Raw genomic sequence first — 15,857 nt, 5'->3', positions numbered from 1 at the left:
TGCCAAAAAGAATGACCACTTTTGAGGTGCCAAGGTTTTCTTTTGTATGCTGAGTCCACGTTTGTCCAATTAATTGGCGATTAGAGGCGTAGCGATCGCGCAAGAATTCAACAAAAGTCCTTACGCTTTCGCTCCTACTTACTTTCGCTTAAAACCAGCCCTCAACCACCACGCAAGCAGAGTTATCAGTTCGTAGTGTTCAGTTGTGTGTTCAGTTGTGTGTTAAGAAATTGGTGAGAGTGGCGCTGAATTTATTCGCTGAGTTCAAAGGAAGAGTTGCAACTGTTGAATTTTGAAGTATTGAGGACAGCAATTCTCAACTTAAAACTCAATCTTGCTAACTCGATAAAAGCCTCCTTATTTCTATCTCTCAGATTTATCTGCTGAGCATAACTCATAACTCTCGATGGGTCGGGTTTAACTACTTTTTTATCTGTAACAGTGAAGAGTTAACAGTTAACAGTGAAGAGTTAAATTTCCTTCAACCCTGCACCAACTGACAGCTAATAACTCTTTAAGCTACTACTAATTACAGTTAAAGTCAGAGGCACTTTTCAGCGTTAGTGTCTCTAACTTGCTGCCAGTTTTTTGAGGAAATTGAATGACAAAGCAGATAGTTATAGCAGAGCAGCATCGCATTGCTGCCGTCTTTTCAGAAGATCAAATCCAAGAACTCGTGGTAGCCACAGGCAGCCATCAAGTAAGTGACATTTACTTGGGAATTGTCGAAAATGTACTTCCTGGGATAGATGCAGCCTTCGTCAATATTGGCGACCCAGAACGCAACGGGTTCATGCACGTCACAGACCTCGGCCCGCTGCGGCTCAAGCGATCGGCAGGAGCAATTACAGAACTCCTCACCCCCCAGCAAAAAGTGCTGGTACAGGTGATGAAAGAACCGACGGGCAGCAAAGGCCCCCGGCTGACAGGCAACATTACCCTGCCCGGGCGTTATTTGGTACTGATGCCCTACGGCAGGGGAGTCAATCTGTCCCGGAGAATCAAGTCGGAAGCCGAGCGCAACCGCCTCAGAGCCCTGGCTATTTTGGTGAAACCGGCCGGGATGGGGCTGCTGGTAAGAACCGAAGCCGAAGGCATGACCGAAGAAGCCATCATGGAAGATTTGGAAGTGCTGCAAAAGCAGTGGGAAGCTGTTCAACTTGAAGGCGGTTCTACCCGGGCGCCGGCACTGCTCAACCGCGATGACGATTTTATCCAGCGGGTATTGCGGGATATGTTCAGCGGTGACGTGAACCGGATTGTCGTGGACTCGCAAAATGGGATTAAGCGGGTGAAGCAGCAGTTGATGAGCTGGAACGGCGGTAAACTTCCTGCGGGAGTTTTGATCGACCACCACCGAGAGCGCGCCTCGATTTTAGAATTTTTCCGCGTCAACGCTGCGATTCGAGAAGCTCTCAGACCAAGGGTAGATTTACCTTCTGGCGGTTATGTGATTATCGAGCCGACAGAAGCGCTGACGGTAATTGATGTCAACTCTGGCTCGTTTACTCGATCGGCAACGGCTCGCGAAACTGTACTCTGGACAAATTGCGAAGCAGCAACGGAAATTGCCAGACAACTGCGACTGCGGAATATTGCCGGGGTGATTATTGTTGACTTTATTGACATGGAATCCCGCCGCGATCAGTTGCAGGTGCTGGAACATTTCAATAAAGCTCTCAAAGCTGACAAATCTCGACCCCAAATCGCTCAACTGTCCGAATTAGGACTGGTAGAACTCACCCGCAAACGCCAAGGTCAAAATATTTACGAGTTATTCGGCCACAGTTGCCCTACTTGCAGTGGGTTGGGTCATCTGGTACAACTCCCGGGCGAAGAGGACTTCGGCGCAGCGGTGCGGGAAGCAGCCGATCGCACTGTGACTTCCTCCAACCGGGTGATGTTGAACTTGCCAGAAGGATTGGAACGCCGCAGCTTGGCGCCTGTAGCTGCTGCAACTGCTGCACCAGTGCGAGAAGAACGTTCCCCCGAACTCGCTCGGGCTGCTTGGGAACCTCAGAGCGAAAGTTTGGATTTTGTTGAGACTGGCGGCAACGCCTCAGCTTTGGACTTGCTCAACCATCCCAGCTATCAGGATTTGGGCAACGGAACCAGACGGCGCCGCCGCCGCCGGATTGGTGAAGAGCCTTTTGCCGTCGTCCCGGTGGAAGAGGAACCGGTACGTAGCAAGTTGCGGCTGCCGAATACTTCGAGTGCGCCCGTCGCAGATACCCGCTCTGAGTATCTGGTGGTGACTCCCCCCGGCATCCGGGCAGCTTCTGAGGGCTTCGGGCTAGTGAATATGGCAACTGTTGGCAGGCGCGAGGAATTCGATCGCGTGCGGCCAACTAAGTCTGAGCTGCTGAAGCCGATGGTGGAGCCTCCGGAGGTGATTTCGGTGGAAATGACGCCAGAAGAGCAGGATGTTTATGCTCTGATGGGGGTTTCTCCTTTGGTGCTAACCGATCGCAGCGTCAAAAATCCTAAAAATGCGATCGTTTCGGTGACACTCCCCGGAGCTGGGCCGAATAAGCCGCCTTTTGAGCAGCTCGAATTTGAATTTGAAGCGCCTGCGCCAGCACCCCATGTTGAGGAACAAAATTATTATTCAGAAATGTCGGTTGCCCTGCCGGTATTTGCTGAGGATGACGATGACGATGATGCTGATGATGAGGCTGAAATTTACGGCGCAAGTTCGATCGACGAAATCGATGATTTTGAGCCGATGGAGGAAGCCGACGATGTGATGGCTTTCTCGAATCAGCCGAATAAGCTATATGAGTCGATCGAATCCTATGAGCCGATCGAATCCTATGAGCCGATCGAATCCTATGAGCCGATCGAATCCCACGAGCCGATCGAATCGAGCGAACCCGAGGAACCTGCGATCAACCGCCGCCGTCGTCGCCGCTCCTCTGCTGTTTTGGATGAGTGATTATGAAGGAAGAAGGAAGAGGGAAGAAGGAAGAAGGAACAAAGAAGAAGGAAGAGGGAAGAAGGAAGAAGGAACAAAGAAAAAGGAACAAAGAAGAAGTAGAAATTTTTACTCTCTTCCCATCTTTCCATCTCCCAATCTCCCCCTCTCCCTCTCCCCCTCTCCCCCTCTCCCCCTCCCCCTCTTTCCCTCGGATAATTGCAGGTGTAGATGAAGTAGGAAGAGGAGCTTTGTTCGGGCCAGTGGTGGCAGCCGCCTGCATTTTGCCCGACGAAGTTCTCGAAGAATTAGTAAGTTGCGGAGTGCGCGACAGCAAACAGTTGAGTGCCGCAGCCCGGAGTCGGTTAGCAGTCAAAATCAGGGCTGTGGCGGTTGACTGTCAAATTGGTGTGGCTTCGGTGCGGGAGATCGATCGCCTGAATATTTTGCAGGCTTCTTTGTTGGCAATGAAACGGGCGATTTTGAAATTAAATGTCGCCCCAGATTTGTGTTTGGTTGACGGCAATCAAAGAATACCCAATTTGTCGATCGACCAAGAGACGATGATTAAAGGTGATTCGCGATCGATTCAGATTGCCGCTGCTAGTATTGTCGCCAAAGTTTGGCGCGACGAATTAATCCTGCGGATGGCCGTCAAGTATCCTGAATATGACTTGACAAACAACAAAGGATATGGTACTGCTAAACATAAGTTAGCTTTGGAACGTTGTGGTGTGTCTGTCTTTCACCGGGTGTCATTTAGTCCCTGTCGAAAATAGTTAAATAGCACTAAAAAACCTAATTAATTTCAGCCAGAGCATCTAAAATTTGAACAGCCAAGAATTTTGGATTAATTGTTCTGGGCGCATAAACTCTACTCTGTAAGATGTGCAATATGCACCTTACCGCTTTATCATTTTCAGCCTCCGATAGCATCTACAGAATATTGATTTAACCTCTTCACCATGACTGATAATATGTTAAAAATTCCCGGCTATCACCTCACCGAGCAAATCTATAATGGCTCTAGAACCCAGGTTTATCGAGGAGTTTCTGAGTCAAACCAAAAAGTAATTATCAAACTGTTATGGAGTGAATATCCCACTTTTAGCGAACTCATACAGTTTCGGAATCAGTACACGATCACCAAAAATCTTGACCTTCCGGGAATTCTCAAACCCATTGCACTCTTAAACTATCAGAATGCTTTTGCTCTGATTACCGAGGATATTGGAGGTATTTCCCTCGCTGAGTATACTGTTAATTCAGAGCAATTGGAGAATATCAAATCCAGTAAATCTGACATTTCCTCCCTCCAGAGTTCGCCTCTACCGCTAAATGAATTTTTGCCGATCGCAATTCAGATTGTCAAAACCATAGAAGGACTATATCACAACCGAATTATTCACAAAGACATCAAGCCCCAGAATATCATCATTAACCCGGAAACTAAAGAAGTTAAATTAATTGACTTCAGCATTTCCTCACTTCTACCCAGAGAAAACCAGGAAATCCAAAATCCAAACGTCTTAGAAGGAACCCTAGCTTATATGTCCCCAGAACAAACGGGACGCATGAATCGGGGTATCGACTACCGTACCGACTTTTACTCGTTGGGAGTTACATTTTACCAAATACTAACAGGGAAATTGCCCTTTGACTCTAACGATCCAATGGAGTTAGTCCACTGTCATATTGCCAGAATGCCAACTGAGCCAATCAATCTGGTTCCAGCTATCTCAGTGATGGTGAATAATATCATCATGAAACTGATGGCAAAAACTCCAGAATCACGCTATCAAAGTGCTGCTGGGCTGCGCTACGACTTAGAAAAATGCTCGCAGCAATGGCAAGAAAATGGGACTATTAGCGAGTTTGTATTGGCAAATCGGGATATTTGCGATCGCTTCGTCATTCCCGAAAAACTCTACGGTAGAGAAACTGAAGTTAAAGCCCTATTAGCAGCCTTCGATCGCATCAGCGAAGGCAATATCGAAATCATGTTAGTAGCGGGATTTTCCGGCATTGGAAAAACCGCCGTTGTCAATGAAGTTCACAAACCCATTGTCCGCCAACGGGGTTACTTCATCAAAGGAAAATTCGATCAATTTAAGCGGGATATTCCCTTCTCTTCCTGGGTGCAGGCATTCCAGAATTTAATCAGACAATTACTCACCGAAAGTGCTGGCGAGGTGCAGAAATGGCGAGTCAAGATATTAGGGGTTTTGGGTGAAAACAGTCAAGTTATTATCGATGTCATCCCAGAATTAGAACACCTAATTGGTAAGCAGCCAGAAGTCCTCAAACTAGAAGGAGTCGCAGCTCAAAATCGTTTTAATTTGCTATTTGGCAAGTTTATCCGAGTATTCGCCACCAAAGAACATCCTTTAGTAATTTTCTTGGATGATTTGCAGTGGGCAGACTCAGCTTCTTTGAAATTGATGCAATTGTTGATGAGCGAAACAGATACCCGCTATCTGTTGTTAATGGGAGCATATCGAGACAACGAAGTATTTCCGGCTCACCCGCTAATGTTGACATTGGGTGAGATTAGGAAAGTAGAGGCTAATTCGTCAGCATCTTCTCTAGAAAAGCAGGATATCGATCCACCCGTCCTGAAAGTCAATCAAATTACCTTAGCACCTCTCAACCTAACTTCCCTAAATTGCCTAATTGCGGATACTTTTTCTTGTCCAATAGAAAGAGCAATGCCTTTGACGGAATTGATTTTTGCCAAAACCAAAGGCAATCCCTTTTTTGCAACTAAATTTCTGCAATTTTTGCACAGCGATGGATTTATATCATTTGATTTCACCCCCGGGGCAAGGGGGGGGTGGCAGTGCGACATTGCCAAATTGAGGGCGCTTTCTTGGACTGATGATGTCGTCGAGTTTATGGCAATTCAGTTGCAGAAATTGCCTGAAAATACTCAGCAAGCTTTAAAACTTGCAGCTTGTGTAGGTAATCAATTTGACTTAGCAACGCTAGCAATTGTCTCCAAAAAATCCGAGTCGGAAACAGCAGCCGATTTGTGGCTAGCACTGCAAGAAGGATTAATTATTCCCACCAGTGAAGTATATAAATTTTTTCAGAAATCTGAATCAATTGAAATTCTTCAAGGATCGGAGTTATCGGTTCCCTACAGATTTTTGCACGATCGAGTGCAGCAAGCGGCATATTCTCTGATTCCCGAATCCCAGAAACAGTCCACCCACCTCGAAATCGGACAATTGTTGTTGAGGAATACGCCAGAAGCAGAACAAGAAGAGAAGATTTTTGATATTGTCAACCAATTAAATATCGGGGTGGAGTTAATTACCGATCGAATCAAACGAGATGAGCTTGCTCAATTAAATTTAATAGCTGGACGTAAAGCTAAATCTTCCACGGCTTACGCGGCTGCTGAAAAATATTTAACTTTAGGCATAGAACTCCTGGATGTTGAGTGTTGGCAGAATCATTACAACCTGAGTTTAGCACTTTACGAAGAAGCCACAGAGGCGATGTATCTGAATGGTGATTTTGAGCAAATGGAGCCATTGGCAGAAATAGTCCTGGAAAAGGCAAATACGCTCTTAGATCAAATCAAAACTTATCAAGTTAAAATTCAAGCTTTGAAAGCGCAGAACCAACTCAAACAATCTTTGAATTTTGGGTTAGACATTCTCAAACTCTTGGGGATAGATCTACCTAAAGATCCAGAACTGACAGAAATTCCCTTGGCTTTTGAAAAGACGCAATTGGCTTTACAAGAAAAACCGATTCATGACTTAATTGATTTACCTGACATGAGTGACCCGCAAAAACTGGCAGCAACTCAGATGCTGTTACAACTCTGTCCTTCTGCTTACATGGTCACTCCAGTTTTGCTACCTCTCATTACTTTTAAACAAATTCAATTAGCCCTTAAATATGGTAATGCACCAACTCATACTCATGCCTATGCTAATTATGGACTCATTCTCTGCGGAGTCATGGGGGAGTTAGAATCGGGCTATCAATTTGGACAACTTGCACTAAATCTACTCGAAAAACTCGATACTAAGCCTTTCAAATCTATGACGCTGTTTGTAGAAGCTTGCTTTATCAAGCATTGGAAACAGCATATTACAGAGACCTTAAAACCTTTTCTAGCTTCTTACTTTAGCGGTTTAGAGACAGGAGATTTAGAACACGCTTGCTATTCTGCCCACAGGTATTGCTACCATTTATTCTTTAGTGGATCGGTCGAGCTATCAAGCGTGAAACTAGAGATGGAAACTTACGGTGATGCGATCGACAAGATGAATCAGGATAGCATTCTTCAATTGCATCAAATTTACCATCAAGTTGTATTAAACTTACTGGAAAGGACGGATAATCCTTGCTTTTTAATCGGTTCAGCTTGTGATGAAGCAAAAATGTTACCGATTCATATTGCCAATAATTACAGAATAGCGTGTTACTATTTTTTCTTAAATAAGTTAATCCTTTGTTATCTTTTTTGTGACTACCACCAAGCCATTGAGCATTCTGCCGGAGCAGAAGAGTATTTAGATGCAGGAGTAGCTTCGATATTAGTACCGATTTTTTATACCTATGATTCTCTGTCTAAGTTGGCGGTGTATCCCGATCGAGAGATTTCGGAACAACAACAAATCCTCGAAACTGTAATCGCCAATCAGGAGAAAATGCAAAAATGGGCGAATCATGCCCCGATGAATTATCTACATAAATTTTATCTAGTAGAGGCAGAACGGCATCGAGTTTTAGAGGAAAAATTAGAGGCGATCGAATTGTACGATCGCGCCATTTCCCTCGCCAAAGAAAACGGTTATCTCAACGAAGAAGCACTAGCCCAGGAACTCGCGGCTAAATTCTATCTCGCTTGGGGTAAAGATAAAGTTGGCACAGTTTACTTAACCGACGCCTACTACGCTTATGCGCGTTGGGGTGCAAAGGCAAAGGTTGAGGATCTAGAAAAACGGTATCCCCAATTGCTCGCCCCAATCCTGAACCAGAAAAAGAGCATTCATACAGACGAAACAATTGTGCTAATGAAGTCTGGAACTATCTCATCCACGAGTTCCAGTGTTTCAGAAATCCTGGACTTCGGGACAATCATGAAAGCATCTCAAACACTTTCAGGAGAAATTCAGCTTGACAAATTGCTGTCAATTTTAATGCAAGTAGTGATGGAAAATGCCGGAGCAGAAACAGGCAATTTTATTTTGCAAAAAGCAGGTAATTTAGTAATTGAAGCTACCGGAATTAGCGGTGTTGCAGAAATAAAAGTTCTGGAGTCAATTCCTATTGAAACTAGCGATAAGTTACCTCGAAGCGTCATCAACTATGTTTTTAGGACTCAAGAATATGTCATTTTTAACGACTTGTTCGAGGAAATCAACCAACCAGAATCTCCCATTAAAAATATTAACGATCCATACATAAGTCAGCACAAACCAAAATCAGTATTGTGTTTGCCTATTCAACATCAAGGAAAGGCGATCGGTATCCTTTACCTAGAAAATAACCTGACAGTGGGTGCATTTACTCTCGATCGATTAGCAGTTCTACAATTATTGTCTTCTCAAGCTGCCATCTCGATCGAAAATGCCCAACTCTATGCCAATTTAGAAGCAAAAGTAGAAGAACGCACCCAAGAACTCCAGCAGTCAGAAGCTCGTTTTCGACAACTTTACGAGCAATCCGCCGATGCAATTTTGCTTTTAGATGGAGATGTTTTTATCGACTGCAACCCCGCCACGGTCAAAATGATGCGTTGCAATGACAAAAAACAGCTTCTTTCCTTGCCGCCGGCTCAACTTTCTCCGGAGATTCAACCAGACGGTAGAAACTCTTTTGAAAAAGCCCAAGAAATCACAGCCATTGCTTTTTCGCGAGGTAGCTATCGCTTTGAATGGATGCACCGGCGCAGCGACGGAGAAGACTTTTGGGTGGAAGTATTGCTGACTGTAATTCCTGTAGATGGTAAGGAAATTCTGCATACGGTGTGGCGAGAAATTGGCGATCGCAAGCAGGCTGAAGCAGCTTTGTACCAGAAAAATCAAGAACTAAGCGATACTCTCCAACAGCTCGAAACCACCCAAGAAGAGCTGATTCAATCAGAAAAAATGGCAGCTTTAGGACAACTTGTGGCGGGAGTTGCTCACGAAGTTAACACACCCTTGGGTGCAATTCGTTCTTCAGCGGGAAATGTGTCTAAGTTCTTGGATCAAACTCTGGAACATTTGCCAGCACTTTTTCAATCTTTCTCTCCAGAAGAAGGGCAAAAATTCTCAGAATTACTTCAGCGATCTCTCCAACAAGAATCAATACTATCAACCAAAGAAGAACGCAAATTGAAGAGAGCTTTAAGAAGCGAACTGCAAGAATTAGAGATTGAGAATGCCGATACTGTTGCAGATCTATTAGTTGTGATGGGGATCTACGATCGTATCGAAACTTGTCTCCTGCTACTCCAAAAACCGGATAGTTTGCACATCCTAGGAACCGCCTACAAACTGTCTGAATTAAAAAGAGGCATCGCTACTATCAATACAGCTACAGATCGAGCATCAAAAGTTGTGTTTGCCTTAAAAACCTATGCCCGTTACGAACAGGCAGGCACTAAGACAACAGCCAGCATTGCTGAAGGGATCGAAACCATCTTAACTCTCTATCAAAATTTACTCAAACAAGGAGTTGAGGTAGTCAGAAACTATACCGAAATACCGCCGATACTATGCTATCCAGATGAACTAAATCAAGTGTGGACAAATCTCGTTCACAATGCTTTGCAAGCAATGGATAATCGTGGCACATTAACTATTGGATTGACGGAGCAATCCGATCAGGTAAAGATTAGCGTTACTGACAGTGGCAAAGGCATCCCTGAAGAGATCGAGGCGAAAATATTCGAGCCATTTTTTACTACTAAACCCGCAGGAGAAGGCAGCGGATTGGGACTGGACATTGTGAAGAAGATTGTGGAAAAACATCAAGGAAGGATTGAGGTAGAATCAATTCCAGGTGAAACTACATTTAATGTTTTTCTGCCGAACGTTAGAGTATAATTATGAAATGTACCAATATCAGGACTGAAGCATAAGCTGGTTTGCAAGACTATTAGTAGCGGTAAGGTGTGCAGTTCCCACCCTACCAACAGAGTTATATCGCTAATCATAGAGGATAAAAAATAATGTCTAAGCCAGTTATTTTGTGTGTTGATGATGAGAGAATTGTGTTAAATAGTCTGAGGACGCAACTGTCAAGAGCATTCGGTAGTGATTACCTCTATGAAGGAGCGGAAGATGCGGATGAAGCTCTAGAGTTAATCGAAGAACTTAATGAGGAAGATATAAGTATTATTTTGATTATTTCTGATTGGCTAATGCCGGGAATTAAAGGAGATGAGCTGCTGATTCGGATTCACAAAAAATTCCCCAAAGTTATTAAAATTATGCTAACTGGTCAAGCTGACGAAGCAGCGATTAACCGAGCTAAGAACGAAGCGAATCTCCATTGCTGTTTGTCTAAACCTTGGTCGGAAGCCGAACTGTTGGAAACGATTAAATCTGGTTTAGCGCAACTATAGCCGAGTTGTTGAAAACTATTAAATCCGGTCGGTCTCAATTATGGCTCTACAAGTAATTGTCTGTGTTGATGATGAGAAAACTGTACTCCGAAGTCTGAAAGCAGAACTTCAAGAGGCAATCAGTAATGATTATATCATCGAAATTGCTGAAGGTGGGGAAGAAGCATTAGAATTAATCATGGAATTGCTAGACGATGGCTATGAAGTCCCGTTAATTATTTCCGACCATATTATGCCTGAAATGAATGGAGATGAGCTGTTAAGGCGAGTTCATATCATTTCACCCAAAACTCTGAAAATCATGCTCACAGGACAAGCAGATATTGAAGCGGTAGGAAATGCTATCAAAAATGCAAATTTATATCGTTATATCGCCAAGCCCTGGCAGCAAGAAGACCTGAGTTTGACGGTAAAAGAAGCTGTCAATAGTTACCATCAAAACAAACTGTTGGCGGAACAAAATGCCCAACTCCAGCAAATGAATAGCGAGTTGGCAAAGTTAAACTTTGACCAAGCATTACTGATTGCCCAACTCAATGAAAACGAAAATCGCTTGACACAGTTTTTGGAAGCAATGCCAATTGGTGTGGGGGTGCTGGATGCTGAGGGCAAAGTTTACTATATCAATCATAAAGCCAAAGAGATATTTGGTAAGGGAGTGGTGCCGGATATAAATTCAGAACAATTGTCAGAGGTTTATCAAACTTATCGAGCAGGCACCGATCGAGAATATCCTCCTGAAGACTTGCCAGTTGTGCGGGCGTTGAGAGGAGAAAATGCCGCTGCTGACGATGTAGAAGTCCACAACGGCGACAAAATTATTCCCTTAGAAATTTCGGCAACTCCTATCTACGATCGCACCGGAAAAATTACTTATGCTATTAATACCATTCTAGATATTACCGATCGCAAAAAAGCTGAAGCCGAGCGCAAAAATCTGATTACAGAACTTTTTCAAGTTAATAGTAATCTGGAACTGGCGCTAGATACAGAAGTAAAAATCACTGAGGCGACAAGTCGCTTTGTACCAAATCAGTTTTTATCTTTTTTGGGATATGACAGTATTGTTGATGTTAAATTGGGAGATGCGGTAGAGTTGGAAATGTCGATTTTGTTTTCTGACATTCGCGATTTCACAACGATTTCGGAACAGATGACACCGCAAGATAATTTTAAATTTATAAATTCATATTTGAGTTATATGGAACCGCTGATTGTGGAAAATCATGGGTTTATTGATAAATATATTGGCGATGCAATTATGGCTTTGTTTAGCGAGGGCGCTGACAATGCTGTGAAAGCGGGGATTGAGATGCTGCATACTCTTGCTGAATACAATCAATATCGCGTTTCTATGGGCGATGTGCCGATCCAGATTGGGGTGGGAATTAATACTGGTTCTTTGATGCTGGGTACTGTTGGCGGACGCAATCGGATGGACGGTACTGTGATTGGCGATGCGGTTAATTTGGCTGCTCGGATTGAAAGTTTGACGAAGAATTACGAGGTGCCGCTGTTAATTACTCAGCAGACTGTCGATGGCTTGAGAAATCCTGCTGATTATGGGATTCGCGTGATTGATAAGGTTCAGGTTAAGGGGAAGTCTGCATGGGTTACTGTTTATGAGGTTTTTGATGCAGATTTGCCGTTCGTTAAAGCGGGGAAGTTGGCTACTTTGCCAGTGTTTACTGAGGCTTTGTCTTTGTACAATATCTATAATTTTACTGAAGCGGCGGGGTTATTTGCTGATTGTTTGCGGCAAAATCCGGGGGATAGGGTGGCTCGAATTTATTTGGCTAGGTGTCAGTAGTTAGTTGACAGTTGACAGTTGACAGTTGACAGTTGACAGTTGGCAGTTGTTATTTGTTATTTTTGAATATCTCGCAATAATCAATAACTAATAGCGTTCGCGAGCGGGGACGCTCGCACTAATAGCGTTCGCGAGCGGGGACGCTCGCACTACTAATAGCGTTCGCGAGCGGGGACGCTCGCACTAATAGCGTTCGCGAGCGGGGACGCTCGCACTAATAGCGTTCGCGAGCGGGGACGCTCGCACTAATGACTACTGACTACTGACTAATTTGCTCGATCGGCATTTCGATGATAAATTCGGCTCCTTGCCCTGGTGCAGACACGCAAGTCAGCATCCCGCCGTGCTCTTGGAGGACTCTGTAGGAAATGGACAGGCCCAAACCGGTGCCTTTGCCTGCGGGTTTGGTGGTAAAAAAGGCCTCGAATAATTGCTGGCAAACTTTTTCGGGCATACCGGGGCCGTTGTCAGAAACCCGAATTACAGCATTGGAGTTTTGGACTTCCGTCTTAATTTTAATCTTGCTGCGGTTAGCTTTGGCTTCTAGAACCGATCGCCCTGCGTTGTATTCCTCGATCGCGTCGATCGCATTTCCGATCAAATTCATAAACACCTGATTGATTTTACCGGAATAGCACTCAACTAAAGGCAAGTTGCCATATTCTTTAATTACGGCAATTTCGGGATAGTTGCCTCGGGCTTTCAGGCGGCTTTGCAGGATTAGCAGCGTTCCTTCAATGCCTTCGTGTAGATTAACCTTGGTCATTTGAGAATCGTCTTTGCGAGAGAAATTTCTGAGCGATCGCACAATTTCCCGAATGCGATCGGCTCCAATCTGCATCGAAGAGATAGCTTTTGGCAAATCTTCTAAGAGAAAATCTAGCTCGATATCCTCAATTTTCTGTTGAATTGATGCCGGTGGCTGTGGGCAGTGCTGCTGGTACATATCGATTAAATTCAGCAAATCTTCGGTATAGTGACCTATGTGGACGAGATTGCCGCAGACGCTACTAACGGGATTGTTAATTTCGTGAGCAACACCGGCTACCATTTGACCGAGGGTAGACATTTTCTCGGTGTGAATTAATACTGCTTGAGTTTGCTGCAATTCCTGTAAAGTATGTTCGAGCTGAAGTTTTTGCTGGGTTAACTCGGTTTGCGATCGCAGCAAAGCTTCCTCGCTGCGTTTTTGTTCGGAAATATCAGTAATTAACCCTTCCAAAGCGAGCAATTCGCCTGAGTCGGAATATACTCCCAAACCTTGCTCCCAAACCCATTTTAATTCCCCGTTTTTAGAAGTTATGCGGTAATTTAACTGATATGGTCGATTTTCTCGCAGGGCAATTTCTACGGCATTACAGAAGATTTCGCGATCGTCCGGGTGAGTCAATTCCGATAGAGAAACTTGCGGGGTGCCGATAAATTCTTCGGGAGAATAGCCGGATAATTGATAGCAGCCTTCGCTGACAAACTCCATACTGCGATCGGCATCGTTGCGAAAGCGGTAGGCCATCCCCGGCAAATTGCTCATTAGGGTGGACAAGGCGCGCTGGCTTTCCCGCAGGGCTTCTTCTGCGTGTTTGCGATCGGTAATATCTGTCATCACCACGAGCACGCAGAGTTCCCCCTCCAAATGAATCAATTCGGCTGACACCAAACACACCACCACCGATCCCGACTTCACCCGAAATTCGCATTCGGCGTTGCGAACAACACCCTGTACTTGCAGCAATTGCCTAAAATCAAGTCTGTTTTGAGGCTTTACCCAAATATTTAATCCCGCTACTGTATTGCAGGTCATTTCTTCTAAACTGTAACCAGTTATCGATAAAAAACTATCATTAGCTTCTATAAAACGACCCTCAGCAAAAGTAGTAATAGTCATTGGATCTGGACTCGATCGAAAAGCCTTAGAAAACTTTTCCTCCGACAAACTCAACCTTTTAATAGCTTCTTCCAACTGACTTGTCCGCTCTTTAACCCGGCATTCCAATACCTCGTTAGCCTGCTTCAGAGCAACCTCTGCCTCCACCCGATAAGTGATATCGCGCACCACGGCTTGCAGCCGCATTTTGCCGCCGATATCCATAGAAGTTAACAGCACTTCCGCCGGAAACTCTGAACCGTCCAAACGGCAGTGTACCCAGTCAAAACGACTATTTCCTGTTTCCATAGCCGTATTAATTCGCTCTAGAGAAAGACTCATAGAATCTTGCCCGTTCGGTTGCAGCCGCGGGCTAAATTCCGAAGGATGCTTGCCACAAAACTCCGATTCACTGCTGCATCCAAATAAAGTTAAAGTAGCCGGATTGCAATCTAAAAAACTCTTTTCGTCTAGCAGCATTACCGCATCTGTCGTCGATTCGTACAGAGTGCGAAACTTTTTTTCTGAAGCTTGCAAAGAAGCAATCAACTGCATTCTTTCTTCTCCAGCCCGCTTTTGGTTAGTAATGTCCTGCATTACTTGAGAAAAGCCCTGCAACTCTCCGCTTTCATCCCGCAAAGGAGTCACAATAATCTTCGCCCAAAATCGGGAGCCATTTTGGCGGAACCGGTAGCCTTCACTTTGATATCTACCTCTTTCGCTAGCTGTGATTAATTTTTCTTGGGGTTTGCCAATTGCAATATCTTCAGGCGTATAAAAGCATTCAGAATTTTTCCCAACTATTTCGCTAGATTCATACCCTAAAATTCTTTTGGCTCCCGAATTCCAGCTTGCTACATACCCCTTAGTATCTAGCATGAATATAGCATAATCTTTAACACCTTCTATTACCATTCGCAGGCGTTCTTCACTTTCTCTAAGCCTAGATTCGGCATTTTTGCGCTGGGTAATATCTTCGACAAAACCTTCGTAGTAGAGCAATTGACCGCCTGGGTTGCGGACTGCGCGGGCATTTTCCGCGATCCAAATTACTGTTCCATCTCTGCGATAAATCTGCGACTCAAAATCTGACACGATGCCTTTTGCTTGCAAAGCAGAAATAAAATCATTGCGGCGATCGGGATTGACGTAAAGCTGATCGCTAATATTAGTCAGGCTGTCCATCAATTCTTCGGCAGAATTATATCCGTAGATGCGAGCCAAAGCTGGGTTAGCGCTGATGTAGCGACCGTCATGGGTTGTTTGGAAAATGCCGGAAACAGCATTTTCAAACATACTCTGATATTTTGCTTCCATTTGGTGCAGTGCCTCCTCTATATTCAGGCATTCTATCGTTTTATTTTCTAATTTACAGTCGTTCGTTTTGTTTGCTAATTTTTGGTGTGCCATTTTTGAATACCCTGGTGTGTTTTTGTGAAAGATTCAATATTGTTGAGTGTCTGTTAGTAGTATAGATGCTGGATCGCCAAGTCGATAAATCCACCGCCGAGCCGTGCGATCGTTGTTGTCAAGCCTTAATTGCTTGCAACACATATCAGGACACAACGCTGTGTTGTGTCCCTACAGAATATGTGTATTGGATCCGATCGAGAACGGCTAGAGTCTGAGATTCTCCGGACACTGCTGTATTTATTGACTTCATCTACTGCGCCGTTAGTTGTTAGTAGAGTTA

The 15,857-nt window shown here is 44.3% G+C and carries 6 protein-coding genes; 5 read left to right on the top strand and 1 reads right to left on the bottom strand.

Going from position 1 to position 15,857, the window contains the following annotated elements; genetic code table 11:
* The first annotated feature begins 601 nt into the window (after positions 1 to 601).
* From JGK14_RS11555 to JGK14_RS11535, 5 genes are all read left to right on the top strand, one after another.
* Positions 602 to 2,935, top strand: coding sequence for an Rne/Rng family ribonuclease (locus JGK14_RS11555; RefSeq protein ID WP_325315076.1), 2,334 nt, complete (start codon positions 602 to 604; stop codon positions 2,933 to 2,935).
* Between the two features lie 2 nt (positions 2,936 to 2,937).
* Entirely contained in the window at positions 2,938 to 3,693 is a 756-nt protein-coding gene (locus JGK14_RS11550; protein WP_293216311.1) for a ribonuclease HII, read from the top strand.
* Positions 3,694 to 3,879: 186 nt separating this feature from the next.
* Positions 3,880 to 9,969 (top strand): trifunctional serine/threonine-protein kinase/ATP-binding protein/sensor histidine kinase, encoded by a 6,090-nt coding sequence (locus JGK14_RS11545; RefSeq protein ID WP_293225560.1) that lies wholly within the window; start codon positions 3,880 to 3,882, stop codon positions 9,967 to 9,969.
* 125 nt (positions 9,970 to 10,094) lie between these two features.
* Complete coding sequence (locus JGK14_RS11540) at positions 10,095 to 10,490, top strand: response regulator (RefSeq protein WP_293155470.1); 396 nt, start codon at positions 10,095 to 10,097, stop codon at positions 10,488 to 10,490.
* A gap of 40 nt (positions 10,491 to 10,530) precedes the next feature.
* On the top strand, positions 10,531 to 12,300 hold the full coding sequence (locus tag JGK14_RS11535; RefSeq protein ID WP_293174918.1) for an adenylate/guanylate cyclase domain-containing protein: 1,770 nt from the start codon (positions 10,531 to 10,533) through the stop codon (positions 12,298 to 12,300).
* 259 nt (positions 12,301 to 12,559) lie between these two features.
* Here the strand turns inward: JGK14_RS11535 and JGK14_RS11530 are convergent, their stop codons facing one another.
* Positions 12,560 to 15,574 (bottom strand): PAS domain-containing sensor histidine kinase, encoded by a 3,015-nt coding sequence (locus JGK14_RS11530; RefSeq protein ID WP_293174915.1) that lies wholly within the window; start codon positions 15,572 to 15,574, stop codon positions 12,560 to 12,562.
* Positions 15,575 to 15,857 lie beyond the last annotated feature (283 nt).

It is taken from the genome of Microcoleus sp. PH2017_28_MFU_U_A, assembly GCF_020738035.1.
GTDB lineage: Bacteria > Cyanobacteriota > Cyanobacteriia > Cyanobacteriales > Microcoleaceae > Microcoleus.
The sequence above is the reverse complement of the archived record's forward strand: the minus strand, read 5'-3'. Positions and strand labels throughout refer to the sequence as shown.